The 15,751-nt window shown below is 37.0% G+C and carries 17 protein-coding genes and 1 pseudogene; 4 read left to right on the top strand and 14 right to left on the bottom strand.

The window, feature by feature from the left end; translation table 11 throughout:
- Positions 1–16: 16 nt before the first annotated feature.
- Positions 17–94, bottom strand: a complete 78-nt coding sequence (locus PTQ27_RS11560) for a transposase-like zinc-binding domain-containing protein (RefSeq protein WP_434802823.1) — start codon at positions 92–94, stop codon at positions 17–19.
- Positions 95–210: 116 nt separating this feature from the next.
- Between PTQ27_RS11560 and PTQ27_RS02750 the strand changes: the two are divergent.
- Positions 211–477 (top strand): annotated as a pseudogene (locus PTQ27_RS02750) (transposase); the annotation flags it as partial.
- A gap of 118 nt (positions 478–595) precedes the next feature.
- Here the strand turns inward: PTQ27_RS02750 and dctM are convergent.
- The 6 genes from dctM to PTQ27_RS02720 all read right to left on the bottom strand — a co-directional run bounded on the left by dctM (position 596) and on the right by PTQ27_RS02720 (position 5,914).
- Positions 596–1,879: a C4-dicarboxylate TRAP transporter large permease protein DctM gene (gene dctM / locus PTQ27_RS02745; protein ID WP_273749577.1), complete on the bottom strand. Its 1,284-nt coding sequence runs from the start codon at positions 1,877–1,879 to the stop codon at positions 596–598.
- On the bottom strand, positions 1,879–2,502 hold the full coding sequence (locus PTQ27_RS02740; protein ID WP_273749579.1) for a TRAP transporter small permease: 624 nt from the start codon (positions 2,500–2,502) through the stop codon (positions 1,879–1,881). Before PTQ27_RS02740 ends, dctM begins: the two co-directional genes overlap by 1 nt.
- A 103-nt stretch (positions 2,503–2,605) precedes the next feature.
- A complete protein-coding gene (locus PTQ27_RS02735; protein WP_273749580.1) occupies positions 2,606–3,616 on the bottom strand; it encodes a TRAP transporter substrate-binding protein in 1,011 nt (336 codons plus the stop codon).
- Positions 3,617–3,828: 212 nt separating this feature from the next.
- Positions 3,829–4,179 carry a DUF4870 family protein gene (locus PTQ27_RS02730; protein ID WP_273749582.1) on the bottom strand — a complete coding sequence of 117 codons (351 nt, stop codon included), beginning with the start codon at positions 4,177–4,179 and terminating at the stop codon, positions 3,829–3,831.
- A gap of 186 nt (positions 4,180–4,365) precedes the next feature.
- A complete protein-coding gene (map, locus tag PTQ27_RS02725; protein ID WP_273749583.1) occupies positions 4,366–5,169 on the bottom strand; it encodes a type I methionyl aminopeptidase in 804 nt (267 codons plus the stop codon).
- Between the two features lie 79 nt (positions 5,170–5,248).
- On the bottom strand, positions 5,249–5,914 hold the full coding sequence (locus tag PTQ27_RS02720) for a 7-cyano-7-deazaguanine/7-aminomethyl-7-deazaguanine transporter (RefSeq protein WP_273749584.1): 666 nt from the start codon (positions 5,912–5,914) through the stop codon (positions 5,249–5,251).
- Between the two features lie 192 nt (positions 5,915–6,106).
- Between PTQ27_RS02720 and PTQ27_RS02715 the strand changes: the two genes are divergently transcribed.
- Together PTQ27_RS02715 and PTQ27_RS02710 are read left to right on the top strand one after the other, a co-directional pair.
- Entirely contained in the window at positions 6,107–6,796 is a 690-nt protein-coding gene (locus PTQ27_RS02715) for a pirin family protein (RefSeq protein ID WP_273749585.1), read from the top strand.
- A gap of 263 nt (positions 6,797–7,059) precedes the next feature.
- Positions 7,060–8,445 (top strand): cytochrome-c peroxidase, encoded by a 1,386-nt coding sequence (locus tag PTQ27_RS02710; protein ID WP_273749586.1) that lies wholly within the window; start codon positions 7,060–7,062, stop codon positions 8,443–8,445.
- Between the two features lie 99 nt (positions 8,446–8,544).
- Here the strand turns inward: PTQ27_RS02710 and hemB are convergent, their stop codons facing one another.
- The 7 genes from hemB to ubiE all read right to left on the bottom strand — a co-directional run bounded on the left by hemB (position 8,545) and on the right by ubiE (position 14,480).
- Complete coding sequence (gene hemB, locus PTQ27_RS02705; protein ID WP_273749587.1) at positions 8,545–9,564, bottom strand: porphobilinogen synthase; 1,020 nt, start codon at positions 9,562–9,564, stop codon at positions 8,545–8,547.
- Positions 9,565–9,625: 61 nt separating this feature from the next.
- Positions 9,626–10,381, bottom strand: coding sequence for a twin-arginine translocase subunit TatC (tatC, locus tag PTQ27_RS02700; RefSeq protein WP_273749588.1), 756 nt, complete (start codon positions 10,379–10,381; stop codon positions 9,626–9,628).
- Positions 10,368–11,012 carry a Sec-independent protein translocase protein TatB gene (gene tatB, locus PTQ27_RS02695; protein WP_273749590.1) on the bottom strand — a complete coding sequence of 215 codons (645 nt, stop codon included), beginning with the start codon at positions 11,010–11,012 and terminating at the stop codon, positions 10,368–10,370. The genes tatC and tatB overlap by 14 nt, the downstream gene beginning before the upstream one ends.
- 3 nt (positions 11,013–11,015) lie before the next feature.
- A complete protein-coding gene (gene tatA / locus PTQ27_RS02690) occupies positions 11,016–11,237 on the bottom strand; it encodes a Sec-independent protein translocase subunit TatA (protein WP_273749592.1) in 222 nt (73 codons plus the stop codon).
- A 172-nt stretch (positions 11,238–11,409) separates the two neighbouring features.
- The gene (gene ubiB / locus PTQ27_RS02685) at positions 11,410–13,047 is read right to left on the bottom strand and encodes a ubiquinone biosynthesis regulatory protein kinase UbiB (protein WP_273749593.1); all 1,638 of its coding nucleotides are present in this window, start codon (positions 13,045–13,047) and stop codon (positions 11,410–11,412) included.
- The gene (locus tag PTQ27_RS02680; protein ID WP_273749595.1) at positions 13,047–13,682 is read right to left on the bottom strand and encodes a ubiquinone biosynthesis accessory factor UbiJ; all 636 of its coding nucleotides are present in this window, start codon (positions 13,680–13,682) and stop codon (positions 13,047–13,049) included. Before PTQ27_RS02680 ends, ubiB begins: the two co-directional genes overlap by 1 nt.
- Before the next feature lie 9 nt (positions 13,683–13,691).
- Complete coding sequence (gene ubiE, locus PTQ27_RS02675) at positions 13,692–14,480, bottom strand: bifunctional demethylmenaquinone methyltransferase/2-methoxy-6-polyprenyl-1,4-benzoquinol methylase UbiE (RefSeq protein ID WP_273749596.1); 789 nt, start codon at positions 14,478–14,480, stop codon at positions 13,692–13,694.
- 299 nt (positions 14,481–14,779) lie between these two features.
- On the opposite strand from ubiE, the gene corA reads away from it, so the two are divergent.
- A complete protein-coding gene (corA, locus tag PTQ27_RS02670; protein WP_273749597.1) occupies positions 14,780–15,733 on the top strand; it encodes a magnesium/cobalt transporter CorA in 954 nt (317 codons plus the stop codon).
- The last annotated feature ends 18 nt before the right edge of the window (positions 15,734–15,751 follow it).

Genomic DNA, 15,751 nt, shown 5'->3' with positions numbered 1-15,751 from the left:
ATTCAGCATTTAATTTTTATTTAAACGTAAAGGTTTTATTACAACTTAAACATTTATAACGTTGAGTATTATTTTGAGTGCCATATTTCTGTATTAGGGAATATTGGCAAAAAGGACAGTTTTTTGTTCATTTTTCAAAAAGGTGGCTTAAAGCCTTGTAATATAAGGTATTAAGCCACTTTTTACCAACTATTTTGTCCTATATGCCATTTCTACCGAAGTTATGATGTGCTTGATGTAAGTGAATTTAACCATTTTCGCATCAATCACAGCACGCACTTCGCAGAAAAACATAATCATATTAACGGAATTGAGAATTTTTGGAGTCAAGCCAAACGCCATTTACGCAAGTTTAACGGTATTCCGAAAGCCCATTTTGAGCTGTATTTAAAGGAATGTGAATGGCGTTTTAACAATAGTGACTTAAAATATCAAATTTCCATTTTAAAACAATTAGTTAAGGGTAGTTTAGCCTAGTTATCTAGGACAGCCCCTAAATTTAAGATAAAGAATCTGCATCTTAATTCGTTAATATTTTAATTCAACGTTTAAGATGCAGATTAATGGAATCTTCTCTAAATCAATAAATTTATGATTAATTAATACCAATCCAATTTGGTAATGCTAGAGAGATAGCAGGAATATAAGTAATCAATAATAAGAAGCTTAGTAATAAGAGCAACCACGGAAGAGCTGCCTTAATAACTTGTTCTAATGGCATTTTAGATACAGCAGATGCTACAAATAAATTTAAGCCGATTGGTGGTGTAATCAAACCAATTTCCATATTCACCACCATAATGATCCCTAAATGGATAGGGTCAATACCAAGTTGTACTGCAATTGGGAATAGGATTGGTGCGAGAATCAGAATAATTGCAGAAGGCTCCATAAAAGCTCCTGCAATTAATAATACGATATTTACCACTAATAGGAATGTCCAAGGTTGTAGATTCCATTCAATTACCGTTTCTGTAATTAATTGAGGAATCTGCTCGGTCGTTAATACGTGAGCAAATAACATTGCATTAGCAATAATAAACATCAACATTACGCTTAATTTTGCTGACTCTAACAATACTTTTGGACAATCACGTAATTTCACATCTTTATAGATAAATACTGCAACAAAGAATGAATATACAGCAGCAACTGCAGCAGCTTCTGTTGGGGTAAAAATACCACTATAAATTCCGCCTAAGATGATTACCATCAGCAATAAGCCCCAAAGAGCTTTACGTGCAGCTCGGAACCATTCCTTTGCTGTTGCTCTCGGTTGAGCTGGAAGGTTTTTTACTCGTGCTACAATATAAATTGCAATCATCAATGCTAAACCAAGTAATGTACCTGGTACGACCCCTGCCATAAATAGCTTACCTACTGAGGTTTCTGTTGATGCTGCATAAACAACCATTACGACAGATGGTGGAATAAGAATACCAAGTGTACCAGCATTACAGATAATCCCCGTACCAAAGCTGACTGGATAACCAGAACGTACCATTCCTGCAATCGCAATAGAACCAACAGCTGCCACTGTTGCAGGGCTTGAGCCTGAAAGTGCAGCAAATAGCATACAAGACATTACAGCAGCGATCGCTAGTCCACCACGAATATGACCTACCGTTGCATTTGCAAAATCAATTAAGCGTCTTGCTACACCGCCTGTAGTCATAAATGCACCTGCAAGCAAGAAGAAAGGAATCGCTAAAAGCGTATAATGTTCTGAGGTTTCAAACAACTTAATAGCTAGTGAGCTTACAGAGTCTTGACTAAATAGCATAATAGTTAGAGCACCTGAAAGTCCTAATGAAATAGCAATAGGTACACCAAGGAACATAAATAAAAAGAGTAAACTGAAAAGTGCAAAAATAGTCATTATTCTTCTCCTTGTGCCAATTTCATTGCATCTTCACTTTCATCAGCCAATCCTAAGCCTGTTTGCTTGCCAGTTAAGATACGCACGAGAATTTCAATAAAACGAATTCCAATTAAGCCAAAACCAAGTGGCATAATTAGCCCAACGTGCCACTGTTTTAAATGGAATTGATGTAGATCTTCTGCTCCAATATCTGCCACATACATTGCAGCGATCCATTCATAACTAGCTCTGGCAATTAAAAACGCATATGTCAAGGAAGCCAATACAGCAATAATACCAATAATTTTTTGCCCTGAACGAGAGAAGCGTTTAACTAAAACATCAACACCAATATGGCCTGCAGTACGAACGCCGTAAGATGCACCAAAGAAGATAAGCCACCCAAAGCAAAGTTTAGTTAAAGCAATACTCCAAGTCATTGATTGAGCTGCTTCCATAACCCATTCGCCAGTAGGTTCAGCAAAACTTGCCGTAAATGGTAGTGTTTCGGCTAAGTCAAAGAAAACGTTATAAAGGTTGTTAAATACGACATAAGAGAAAGTAACAAACGTCATTACTGTCAATAAAATCACTATAAAACACTCTTCAAAACGTTCCCAAATCCATTTTAAAGAAGTCATTTTTTGCTCCCAAATAGTCGATAAATAAAAAATATAGGGGCGAATACGCTTCGCCCATAAATTAATAAAATAGGACGAATCTAACTCGCCCTAAAGTAAAGAGTTATTGTTTATTAGATTCTTCGGCAGCTTTAATTAAGTCAGCACCGATTGCAGCCTCAAATTGTTTCCATACAGGTCGCATTGCTTCACGCCACTTTTCTCGTTCTTCCGCAGTTAAGGTAATAATTTGTGATTTGCCTGAATCAACAATTTTTTGTTTATCACCTAAATTAAGCTCGTGAGACTGTTTATTCACTTCGATAGATACTTCATCTAAGATTTTAGTCAGTTCAGTACGCACATCCTCTGGTAATTTATTCCAGAAATCGGTATTAACAATAACCATATAAGAGAGTAAACCGTGATTAGATTCGGTAATAAATTTTTGTACTTCGTGAATTTTTTGTGAATAGATATTTGAGTATGGATTTTCAGCTCCATTTACTACGCCTGTTTGTAAACCTTGATACATCTCCCCAAATGCCATTTTACGAGGTACCGCTCTAATCGCTTTAAATTGAGCATCTAACACTTCTGATGCTTGCACTCGGAATTTTAAACCACGAGCATCTTTTGGTTCCCGCAATTCTTTATTTGCTGATAGCTGTTTTAAATCGTTATTCCAATAGGCTAGGCCTGTAATACCTTTATCTTCCATTGATTTTAGTAGTGATTGTCCAGCATCACTTTGTTCAAAACGTTCTACCGCTTTAATGTCATCAAATAAAAACGGTAAATCAAAAATCTGGATTTTTGAGGTATATTTATCAAATTTAGCTAAAGACGGTGCTAGCATTTGTACATTATTTAATAGTAATGCTTCCATTTCTTTGCCATCTGCATAAAGTGAAGAGTTAGGATAAACCTCTACTTTTACTTTGCCGCTTAAACGCTCATCCACTAGTTTTTGGAACATCAATGCACCTTGGCCTTTAGGTGTTTCATTGGCTACTACATGTGAAAACTTGATCACAATCGGCTCATTTGAAAAAGCAGATAATGAAGAAAAAGTCAGAGCAGCTCCAACCGTTAATGTACTAACTAATTTTTTTAAGTTTTTATTCAAAAGCATAGTTCACTCCCTTTTTATGTGATTAAATTGCGTTCAATTTGCCTGATTTATAAAAAAAGTAAACAGAAAACATACAAAAATTTGAACTACCTCTCAAAATTTTTACATTTTTGCAATATTAAGGATGAATGATTGGCTTAGATATATGAGAAATAACCCTGCTATTTACTACAATAGCAGGGTTATTTTTGATTCTATCAATGCTTTCTGATTTATAACAACCAAGTTGTCGGGTTAATTGCTCTATCACTATGTAATTTAAGCCCCCCTGCCACACTTCTAACAAGAAACCATATACTTGCGATAGCAATAATGATAAGACCAATACCTAAAAAAGAAGTTAATAATCCAATAATACCAACAATAAAGGCAATCCAGAATGTTCTAATCAAGAATGTACAGTGATCATAATAAATTGTACCTTGGAATTCATTACGTTTTAAATAAACAATAATTAATCCAATAAGGCTAGGAATGCCACCTAAAAAAGTACTTAAAACATAGCAGATATAAGCAACATAAAGCAGTTGCTTATTTTTTTGAAGCTCAATTTGATTTTCCATTTTCTTTCTTCCTATTAACTAGCATCATTTTGCATTATATAGCGTTTATTTTTATGCAACAATATGCCGATTTCTATACAAAAATGGGATTAAACCTCACGTTTAATCCCATTATGCTATTTACAAGCGGTTATTTTTACTTAAAAACTTGCAAATTAAGTGTATGTTTATGGCATCTAACTCACTCTAACTATTTTTCATAATGCGAGAAATTCGCCCTTCAGCAATTTCTTCATCACGAATAGTCATCACTTCACAACCTTCTTTGGTCACAACAATCTGATGCTCATATTGAGCAGAATGACTACGGTCTTTTGTTTTTACTGTCCAACCATCGCCCATTAAACGTACTTCTTTCTTGCCGGCATTAACCATTGGCTCAATGGTAAATACCATTCCTTCTTTAAGCACTACCCCGCCATCATCTGTTGCGTAGTGAACAACTTGCGGGTCGCAATGGAACTCTGTACCAATACCGTGTCCACAATATTCACGCACTACCGAAAAGCCTTCTTTCTCTACATATTTTTGAATTGCAGTACCAATTTCTTTTAAGCGAACACCCGCTTTGACAGTACGAATACCGATATAAAGCGATTCTAATGTCACTTCCATTAAGCGTTTATCACGCACGCTTGGCTCGCCTACCACATACATCATAGAGTTATCGCCAAAGTAACCATCTTTAATAACCGTAACATCAATATTTAAAATATCGCCTTTTTTCAGTTTTTTATCATCGCTAGGAATACCGTGGCAAACCACTTCATTTAGTGAGATACAAACTGATTTTGGAAAGCCGTGATACCCCAAACTTGCAGAAACTGCACCATTTGCCAAAATATAATCGTTACAGATTTTATCCAATTCGCCTGTTGTGACACCTTCTTTCACATAAGGAGCAATCATTACTAATACATCTGAAGCTAGCTTACAAGCCTCTCTTAATTTTTGAATTTCATCTTCATTTCTTAATGGAATATTATTCATTATGCGACTCTCTTAATAAAAAAATTATGGGGATTATACTCTTTTTAAGCATAATCCCCAAACCGTTGGCTTTAAATTTCTATCGTAAATCCAATTTCTTTAAGATCAGATTCAATACGACACCATAAAGTGGCAAGAATAACAATAGACTAACAAAGAGTTTAAATGCGTAATCTACTGAGCCAATAGTAAACCAATGCTCTGCCATATATTCGTCTGTGCTTTGGTAGAATGCAACTGCAAAAAAGACAAAAGTATCAATCAGTGTACCAAAAATAGTCGAACACATTGGAGCAAGCCACCAGCGTTTTCCCTGTCTTAATCGGTTAAATACAAAGACATCAAGCAACTGCCCTACTACATAGCCACTAAAGCTTGCTAAAGCGATACGAAACACAAAAAAGTTAAACTCTGATAGTGCAGAGAAGCCTTGAAATTGGGTCTCAAAAAATAAAACGGAAATCAGATAACTGATGATTAATGCAGGAAACATCACAACAAAAATAATTTTGCGGGCAAGTTCTGCACCGAATACTCGTACCGTTAAATCGGTTGCCAGAAAAATAAATGGAAAGGTTAATGTTCCCCAAGTACTCGGAATAACCCAATCAGTAAAAGGGACATTAATTTCAAATGTAATCTGCACTAAATAGTTGCTGATTGTAATAATAAAAATATGAAAAAGTGAAAGTAAGATAAGTGAGCGATATTTGCTCTTATCTGCAAAGTAAGTGTTAAAGTTCATTTTGTATCCTTTTTAATGAAAAAAACAACTTGAGGTAAGGGAACTCAAGGGGGCGTAATTCTACAAGCTTTTACGTAAAAATCAAGTTTATATTATTTCCCTATAGGAAATAATTATTCTATGAAACGAATATTTATCATTTTTCAGAAACAAGTACACTAAGCCAATCAACAGATAGTACGAGGAAAAATAATGTTACAAATTAGAAAAGCAACAGAACGAGGGAATGGTTCATTTGATTGGCTTGAAAGTTATCACACCTTTTCATTTGCCAATTACTACGACCCAAAGCATATCCATTTTTCACACTTACGTGTAATCAATGAAGACTTTATAGCCCCAAACCACGGCTTTGGAAAGCATCCGCACGATAATATGGAAATTCTTACTTACGTATTAAATGGCAGAGTTGCACACCAAGACAGTATGGGCAATCAAACGGAAGTAAAGGCGGGCGAATTTCAGATTATGTCTGCAGGCACAGGGATTTTTCATTCCGAAATTAACCCAGATTCAGAAGAAACACTGCATCTTTACCAAATTTGGATTATTCCAAATCAGAAAGATGTGACACCACGCTATAGCCAAGATAAATTTGCAGATAAAGAAGGGGCGACATTAATTCTTTCGCCAAATGCCGATGAAGGTTCGTTTAAAATCTATCAAGATATGAAATTGTGGCGTTACCAATACCCAGCAGAAAAAGCAGAACAAATCACGCTTAACCCAAATCGTAGTTATTGGCTGCAGGTGGTAAAAGGTAACCTTGCGGTAAATGGTATTGAGCTTTCAACTAGTGATGCGTTAGGTATTCGCCAAGAAACCATATTAGAAATTGCTACACAAAGCAATGTCGAGTTTTTATTGTTTGATTTAGTGTAAGAAGCTAGTATTCTTAAAGCAACCAAAAACTAATACGTTAATATCAAAGATAAATCTGCACACAAGCGGTGATTTTTAGGAAACACTTTACTAAAAATCACCGCTTATTTTTTCATCTGTTTCATAAAATAAATTTATATTTGATTAAAAAGGCAAATGGCATTGATAGAAAATAAAAATCAAAACCATTGATTTTAATCAATGAATTCTATCTCCCATTCTTTAATAATAGAGCCTCTTATACCTAATAGGAGTTAAAAATAATGAAAAAATGCCTTATTTCTGCTACTACCTTAGGGTTGGCTAGCTTTTTTTCCGTTGTGGGATATCTACATTTCTTTGATCATTCACAGGCTGAAAAACAACTTGCTACAATGCAATTTGATCAAAAACAGCAAAAGATCGCAAATGTTTTATTGAAAAATGGTTGTCAATACTGCCACTCCCCCTCTGCTGAATTACCATTTTATGCCAAATTTCCTGTTGCAAGCACCATTATGCAAAAGGATATTGAAAAAGGTAATCGCTTTTTCCAATTAGATCCCGTTTTAGAGGGTATCAAGCACCCTGAAAAGCTTTCTGAGGTAGATCTTGCTAAATTAGAAAGAGTTTTAATCAATAATGAAATGCCAATAGCTTCTTTCATTCACCTCCATTGGGGATCCCGCCCTGATGCTGAAGAAAAAGCCCTTCTACAAGATTGGATTCATACTCAACGTGAACGTTTTTTACCAAAAGAAACTAAAGGTGCGGATGCTTCACGTTTCATTCAGCCGATCCCTGAAAGTTTACCAACCGATCCCCAAAAAGTTGCACTAGGGCACGATCTCTTTTTTGATGGACGCTTTTCTGCTGATGGCTCAATAGAATGCCATACTTGCCATCAATTAGATAAGGGAGGTACAGACAGATTACAAACCTCAACAGGTATTGAGGGCAAAAAGGGAGGAATTAATGCACCAACAGTGTATAACGCTGCCTTTAATATTCTACAATTCTGGGATGGGCGTGCTGATTCACTTGCAACGCAAGCAGAAGGACCTCCGCTAAACCCTGTTGAAATGGGGTCTGAAAATTGGGAAGATATTATTGCTAAATTTGAAGCGGATGATGAATTCAAACAACGTTTTTTAAGCATATATCCAAATATAACTAAAGAAACTTTAACAGATGCTATTGCTGAATTTGAGAAAACATTAATTACACCAAATAGTGCTTTCGATCGCTACTTAAAAGGTGATGAAAATGCAATGACTGAGGCACAAAAACGTGGCTATGAGAGTTTCCAAAATGCAAAATGTGATACTTGCCATACTGGTATTGCAATGGGCGGGCAATCCTTTGAATATATGGGATTATATGATGACTACTTTAAAGCACGTGGCACGCCAATTACTGCTGATGATCAAGGTCGTTATTCACAAACCAAAGATCCAAGAGATATGCATCGCTTCAAAGTACCAACACTACGAAATATTGCCTTAACCGCTCCATATATGCACGATGGTACTATAACAGATCTTAAAGAAGCCGTTCGGGTAATGGCACATTATCAAAGCGGTAAAACGTTATCTGATCAAGAGCTAAATGATATTACCTCTTTCCTTGAAGCACTAACTGGGGAATATAAAGGCGAATTATTGAAATAACTTAAACTGATTATCTAACTTATAATGCAAGCGGTTGTTTTTATTAAAATTTTTGCAAATTCCTTTTTAAAAACAACCGCTTGTTGATTATTTTACAATTTATTTCGCTTGTGCATCTTCATATAACCATTTTGCTACTCGTTTCGCAAAGTAGGTTAAAATACCGTCAGCTCCTGCTCGCTTAAAGCAAAGTAAGCCTTCCATAATACACTCTCGCTCTTTAAGCCAACCGTTTTGAATCGCAGCCATATGCATCGCATATTCGCCAGAAACTTGGTAAGCAAAGGTTGGAATACCAAAATTTTCTTTCACTCGCCACACCATATCCAAATATGGCATACCTGGTTTTACCATTACCATATCCGCACCTTCTTGAATATCCATTGCCACTTCGTGTAAACCTTCGTTACTGTTGGCTGGATCGACTTGGTAAGTATATTTATTACCACCTTTTAGATTACCAGCAGAACCCACTGCATCACGGAACGGGCCGTAATAGTTCGAGGCATATTTGGCAGAGTAAGCCATAATCTGCGTATTAATAAAACCATTTTGCTCTAATACTTCACGAATAGCACCAATTCGTCCGTCCATCATATCACTTGGTGCAACAATATCTGCCCCTGCTTGAGCGTGGGAAAGAGCCTGTTTAACCAGTACTTCTGTCGTAATATCATTTAACACGTAGCCTGTTTCATCGATAATGCCGTCTTGCCCGTGGGTGGTAAATGGATCTAATGCCACATCAGTAATTACACCTAATTCAGGAAATGCTGCTTTTAACGCACGAACTGCACGTTGTGCTAGCCCCTCGGGATTATAAGCTTCTTCCGCCATAAGCGACTTTTTACTTTCGCCTACAACGGGGAATAATGCAACCGCAGGCACACCATATTTCACTAATTCGGCAGCTTCAACTAGTAATTGGTCGATAGTCAAACGCTCGACACCAGGCATTGAAGGAACACTTACACGCTGGTTTTCTCCCTCAATCACAAAAACAGGGTAGATTAAATCATTTGCAGTGAGTTGATTTTCTGCCACTAATCGGCGACTAAAATCGTGTTTGCGTAAACGACGCATACGACGTACAGGATATTGAGATTGAATAATTTGCATATAAAATTTCCTAAAAAAATAAAGGCATAACAACAGGTGCTATGCCTTTTCATCAATAATACTATTGTGCAGCCTGCTCTGATGGTTCTTCATCATCTTTCGGTTTATAAAACCTTGCACATATTAATCCTACTTCAAACAATAAGCACATTGGAATAGCTAAAAGTGTTTGAGAGAAAATATCTGGTGGAGTCAGGAACATACCAATTATAAAAGCCGCTACCACAATATATGGACGTTTTCCTCTGAGGTCTTCCGGCGTTGTTACACCTGCCCAACACAATAAAACAATCGCAACAGGCACTTCAAAACAAATACCAAATGCCATAAAAATCGTTAAGACGAAATCAAGATAGCTACTGATATCTGTTGCCATCATTACCCCTTCTGGTGCTGTTTTAGTTAAAAAACCAAATACAAGAGGGAATACCACATAATAAGCAAAGGCTACACCACAATAAAATAACAAGGTACTTGAAACTAATAATGGATAAACCAAACGTTTTTCTTGTTTATAAAGTGCAGGAGCAACAAAAGCCCAAATTTGATACAGAATAAAAGGAACAGACAAAAAAACCGAAACAACAATCGTTAATTTAATTGGTGTAAAAAACGGTGTAGCCACATTGGTTGCAATCATTGTTGCCCCAGCTGGCAGGTTATCCGTTAAAGGTGTCGCCAATAAAGTATAGATGTCATTTGCCCAATAAACTAAGCAACAAAATACAATTAATACACAGACGAAACTGCGTAATAATCGATTCCGAAGCTCAACTAAGTGGGTAATAAGTGGTTGAGAGTCATCAACTTGAGACACTATTCCCCTCCGATTTTTTGTTTGTTTCAACAGAAGCTGGTGTTGCTAAATCATCATCTGGCGGGTAATAAGATTCAAGCGTTAAAAGCGACTCATCGCTTTCCGCAAGTTCTGCTAACTCATCAGCAGATAGCTCGTTATCGCTTGTTTCCACATCAGATTGTTCGCTTAAACTTTCACTTTCAAGCGGTTGATTTTCTTCTGTTTTTTGCGAGTTTTGAGCCTCTAATGCTTGGCTCTCTTGCTCAATTTTTTGTTGAATTTCTGCAACTTCTTCATCTGTCAATTTTTTGACTGACGCTGTTTTGGTTGCATTATTATCAAATTCATTTTTTGCTGAATTTAAAGAATCTTGTAACTGCGTTGCCGACATTTTTAAATCTTCAACCGTTTTGTTTAATTCTGGCGAGAGCGAACTAATATTCAACTCTTCTGCTTTTTTAATACTATCTTTTAATTCTTGTAATTTCAGCTCTTGAGCAAGCTCATTCTGTACATTTGCGGCTAAACCTCTAATTGTACTAACCCAGCCCATTACGGTACGAATCGCAATCGGCATACGTTTGGGGCCAAGCACAATTAAGCCCACAACCATAATTAGTAATAATTCGGAAAAACCTATATCAAACACGGATTAAACCTGCTCTTTGTCTTTTGCTTTTTGTTCTGCAGAAATGGCTTCTTTCGCTTCAACTTTTTCAAACTCAGCGTCTTTTTTATCATCAGCCATTGCCTTTTTAAAACCTTTTACTGATTCGCCTAAATCAGTCCCTAACGTACGTAATTTTTTTGTACCGAAAAGTAATACGATGATTGCAACAACAATCAGAAGCTGCCAAATACTAATACCGCCCATAAAAAACTCCTCTTAATTTAATTAGGGTGAATAATAAGTTGTTATTTATTATATGCCACTTTGACATATAGAAAAGGGGTTTTGCAAAAAATTCCTAAAAAACGACCGCTTATTTGATCTTGCGTCTTCTTTAAATTAATTGCACTAAGATAAAACTAGCCATTCTACAAAATTACCTCCTCTGCGTGAAAATCAATAGCAGTGGAAATAATGTTAATAATGGCACACTCAACCAAATTGGCAAAGATTCAAATTTCCAAAATGTGCCAATGATCACAGAAGCTGAAAGTAAAAGCGTAATAAAACGACTGTTACCGCTTGAATTTTGAGCTTTTAGGCTTTCATTTATTTCCGCTAATCTAAAATTGATCTGCTTTTGCTGCTGTAATGCTTTAAATAGGGCTTCTGGGAATTCTGCAAAATGCTCACGATATTGCGGTAAACGTTGTTTAATATCTCGAATAACCGCTTTTACGCCTACCTGTTCATTTAACCAATTTTGCAGGAAAGGTTTTGCAGTTTGCCATAAATCAAGCTGTGGATAAACTTGTCTGCCCAAACCTTCAATATAAAGTAAAGTTTTTTGCAGTAATACCAACTGAGGCTGAACTTCCATATTAAATTCTCTGGCAACATTAAATAAATTTAACAAGACGTGTCCGAATGAAATTTCAGAAAGTGGTTTGGCAAAAATTGGCTCGCACACCTCTCGAAATGCTTGCTCAAATTTATCAATATCGGTATCGGGAGGAGTCCAGCCGGATTCCACGTGCATTAACGCAACACGGCGATAATCCCGATTAAAAAAGGCAACAAAACTTTCCGCCAAATAGCGTTTATCATTATGGTTTAGGGTGCCGACAATACCGCAGTCAATGCCGATATATTGTGGATTTTCTGGGTGTTCACGATTGACAAAAATATTGCCTGCGTGCATATCTGCGTGGAAAAAACTGTCTCTAAACACTTGCGTAAAAAACACTTGCACACCACGTTCTGCCAAAAGTTTCATATCGGTGCCGTTTGCTTCTAACTCTGCAATATTGGAGACGGGAATACCATAAATACGCTCCATTACAATCAAGTTTTTACGGCAGAAATCTTGGTACATTTCAGGCACATAGAGCATTTCGCTATTTTCAAAATTGGCTTTTAACCGCACCGCATTACTCATTTCTTTTAGTAAGTCGAGCTCGTCTAAAATGGTTTTTTCGTACTCTCGCACCACCTCAACGGCTCGTAAGCGTTTACCATCAGGCGATAATTTCGGAATAAAATGTGCCAGTTTATACATTAGCTCTAAGTCCGATTTAATAACTGGCTCAATACCTGGGCGAATCACTTTCAACACCACATTTTTGCCTGCAAGCGGTTGTTTTTCATTAAATTTTGCCGTATGCACTTGAGCGATGGAGGCGGAAGCTAACGCATTTTCATCAAAATCATCAAACCAAGTATCAAGCGAACCACCGAGGGCTTGTTCCATAATCTGACGGGCAACTTTTCCGTCAAAGGGCTCAACTTTATCTTGTAATAGTGCCAGTTGATCGGCAAGTTCCGGCGAAAACAGATCTCGGCGAGTGGCAAGCATTTGCCCTAACTTAATCCAAACCGGCCCTAACTCTTGCAATGCCAAACGTAAGCGAACCCCGTAAGGCTTATCTTGATGCTGATTTCGCACCCAAAAGAGGGCTTTACGCCCTAATTTCATTTTATGCGTTAAAGGCACATTAGGAATCGCCTCATCAATACCATAGCGTAAGAAGGTGTGAATAATTTGATAAAAACGGCGTGTGTTTTTAAACTGCATTAGCGAATCCCTAATTTTGCAAATTTTTGCTCTAATTTAACCGCTTGTTGGGCGAGTTCTTCCACTTGGTCATAAAAATTAACCGCTTGCAAACGATGAACTAATACCGGTCGCTCTTGCATTAAGTTTTCCACTAAATGCTGATTATTTTGTTCAAATTGCGATTTCACTTTGCCAAATAGTTTCTTCGCAAAATCGGTAGAAGTTTGTGCTACAACATCGCCAACAAAAGGCGAGAGTAATTCGGCAGGGTCTTTTTCAAGCTGTTCGAGTAACGCTGTAAAGTGTTGAAGCACTTGAATATCGCCATTTAACACAAGCGATTTATTATTGATTAACTCCGTTAGCTTTTGCTTGTCCGCCAGTTTTGGTAACGTTTCAAAAGCGAGTGTTACCGCACAATCTGCCTCGCCCTCATAACTGCCAAGCCAATCAGTTCTATTTTCGCTAAACAGAATGAAAAAATCCATTTTCGGCGAAGTTAGCTCAATTTTCAGCACTTTACCGACTAATTTGCGTAAATTCGGTTCAATATGTGGAGAGCGTTTAAGTAGTGCATTAAATGCTGCTTCAATCAACCCAAAAGTAAATTGAGGAAGCATTAGATGTTGTTTGAGATTATTTAAAGCTGACATCACAACCTCTTAGAATTTATATCCACGATGTAGTGCCACAATCCCTGCACTAAGATTGTAGTAATTCACGCTTTCAAAACCGGCTTGTTCCATTATTGATTTAAGTTCATCTTGTTTTGGGTGCATACGGATAGACTCCGCCAAATAGCGGTAACTTTCAGCATCATTAACCACTACTTCGCCCACTTTCGGCAAAATATTAAATGAGTAGAAATTATAAAGCTGACTAATTGGGTCGATAATCGGTTTAGAGAACTCTAATACAAGTAAACGACCGCCCGGTTTTAGCACTCGATACATTGAGCGTAACGCTTTATCTTTATCTGTTACATTTCGTAGACCAAAACTAATCACAATACAGTCGAAGGTATTATCTGCAAAAGGTAGGCATTCGGCATTTGCTTGCACATAGCTGACGTTTCCAACCACACCTAAATTACGCAGTTTTTCTCGCCCGACTTCCAGCATAGAACTGTTAATATCGGCAAGAATCACTTCACCGGTTTCGCCGACAATGCGAGAGAATTTTGCCGTAAAATCGCCTGTTCCGCCAGCTAAATCAAGCACTTTTTGCCCTTTTCGCACGCCGCTGCAATCAATGGTAAAACGTTTCCAAACACGGTGAATACCAAAAGAAAGCAAATCGTTCATTAAGTCATATTTACCAGCCACCGAATGAAACACGTTCGCAACAAGCTGTTGTTTTTCTTCTTTAGCAACGGTTTTAAAACCAAAATGCGTGGTTTCAGATGCTTGTTCTACTGGTTCTTTTTTTTCGAATTCTTGCACATCGCTCATATCAATATCTCTTTACTGAAAATTTAGGTGTAACCATAGCAAAAAAGCGGTCGTTTTTCCTTAATATTTTGCAAATTTTATCAAGTAAACAACCGCTTTCTTGACTAAAAAAGCCAAATTCTGTACCATTCGCACACTATTTTTTATTGAGGATTACACATTTGGACAGTCATAGTCGATACTTAATCGTTTTTTAACCTATCTTGTCTAACCTCATCAGTTACCGACAAGGTCGGTATTGCTCGCCTAGTATCTTTTGTTCCTTTTTGTTACGACCTCCTAACCACTTGGAGTTTACAATGATCCGTGCTTTCGCATTAGATAACGCACGTTTAGTTAGTGTGGATGAAACTAACACCAATCTACTTAATGATGCTATTTGGATTGATTTAATCGATCCCTCAGATGCTGAACGTAGTGTGTTAGAAAATCGATTAGATCAAACATTAGCAGAAGAACGTGAATTAGAAGATTTAGAAGCCTCTGCTCGTTTTTTTGAAGACGAGGACGGTTTACATCTGCACTCTTTTTTCTATTGCTTAGATGACGATAATTATGCCGATATTTCAACAGTCGCCTTTACTATTCGTGATGGGCGATTGTTTACATTTCGTGATCGTGATTTACCTGCATTTCGTTTATACCGTATGCGTTCACGTCGTGAAAAACTGGTGGATAGCAATGCGTATGAACTATTACTCGACTTATTTGAAACTAAAATTGAGCAATTAGCCGATGTAATTGAAGAAATTTATGCCAATTTAGAAAAATTAAGCCGTGTCATTTTAGATGGAAAGAAAGAAAAAGATAACTTTGATGATGCACTTTCCCAATTAACAGAATTTGAAGATGTAAGCTCCAAAGTTCGCTTATGTTTGATGGATACCCAGCGAGCATTAAGCTTCTTATTACGTAAAACAAGGCTGCCTAATAACCAGTTAGAGCAAGCTCGAGATATTATGCGAGATATTGAATCACTTCAACCTCATAATGAATCACTTTTCCAAAAAGTGAATTTCTTAATGCAGGCTGCAATGGGTTATATCAATATTGAACAGAACCGTATTATGAAGTTCTTCTCTTTGGTTTCAGTAATGTTCCTACCTGCAACGCTAGTTGCTTCCACTTATGGTATGAACTTTGAATTTATGCCTGAGCTTAGCTTTAAATATGGCTACCCAATGGCACTTTGCCTAATGATTGTGGCAGCCGCAACCCCTTATATCTACTTTAAGCGTAAGGGTTGGTTATAACGTCTATTTTTTAAAAAG

This window comes from Mannheimia cairinae, from assembly GCF_028649535.1.
GTDB lineage: Bacteria > Pseudomonadota > Gammaproteobacteria > Enterobacterales > Pasteurellaceae > Mannheimia > Mannheimia cairinae.
Note: the sequence above shows the minus strand (reverse complement) of the source record. Positions and strands in the feature narration are given on the sequence as shown.

Coding starts and splice junctions, on each gene's coding strand:
- PTQ27_RS02720 (WP_273749584.1), bottom strand. CDS start 5,914: ATGAACTTTAACACTTACTTTGCAGATAAGAGCAAATATCGCTCACTT.
- map (WP_273749583.1), bottom strand. CDS start 5,169: ATGAATAATATTCCATTAAGAAATGAAGATGAAATTCAAAAATTAAGA.
- PTQ27_RS02680 (WP_273749595.1), bottom strand. CDS start 13,682: ATGTCAGCTTTAAATAATCTCAAACAACATCTAATGCTTCCTCAATTT.
- PTQ27_RS02735 (WP_273749580.1), bottom strand. CDS start 3,616: ATGCTTTTGAATAAAAACTTAAAAAAATTAGTTAGTACATTAACGGTT.
- PTQ27_RS02715 (WP_273749585.1), top strand. CDS start 6,107: ATGTTACAAATTAGAAAAGCAACAGAACGAGGGAATGGTTCATTTGAT.
- dctM (WP_273749577.1), bottom strand. CDS start 1,879: ATGACTATTTTTGCACTTTTCAGTTTACTCTTTTTATTTATGTTCCTT.
- ubiE (WP_273749596.1), bottom strand. CDS start 14,480: ATGAGCGATGTGCAAGAATTCGAAAAAAAAGAACCAGTAGAACAAGCA.
- tatA (WP_273749592.1), bottom strand. CDS start 11,237: ATGGGCGGTATTAGTATTTGGCAGCTTCTGATTGTTGTTGCAATCATC.
- PTQ27_RS02730 (WP_273749582.1), bottom strand. CDS start 4,179: ATGGAAAATCAAATTGAGCTTCAAAAAAATAAGCAACTGCTTTATGTT.
- corA (WP_273749597.1), top strand. CDS start 14,780: ATGATCCGTGCTTTCGCATTAGATAACGCACGTTTAGTTAGTGTGGAT.
- PTQ27_RS02740 (WP_273749579.1), bottom strand. CDS start 2,502: ATGACTTCTTTAAAATGGATTTGGGAACGTTTTGAAGAGTGTTTTATA.
- PTQ27_RS02710 (WP_273749586.1), top strand. CDS start 7,060: ATGAAAAAATGCCTTATTTCTGCTACTACCTTAGGGTTGGCTAGCTTT.
- ubiB (WP_273749593.1), bottom strand. CDS start 13,047: ATGCAGTTTAAAAACACACGCCGTTTTTATCAAATTATTCACACCTTC.
- hemB (WP_273749587.1), bottom strand. CDS start 9,564: ATGCAAATTATTCAATCTCAATATCCTGTACGTCGTATGCGTCGTTTA.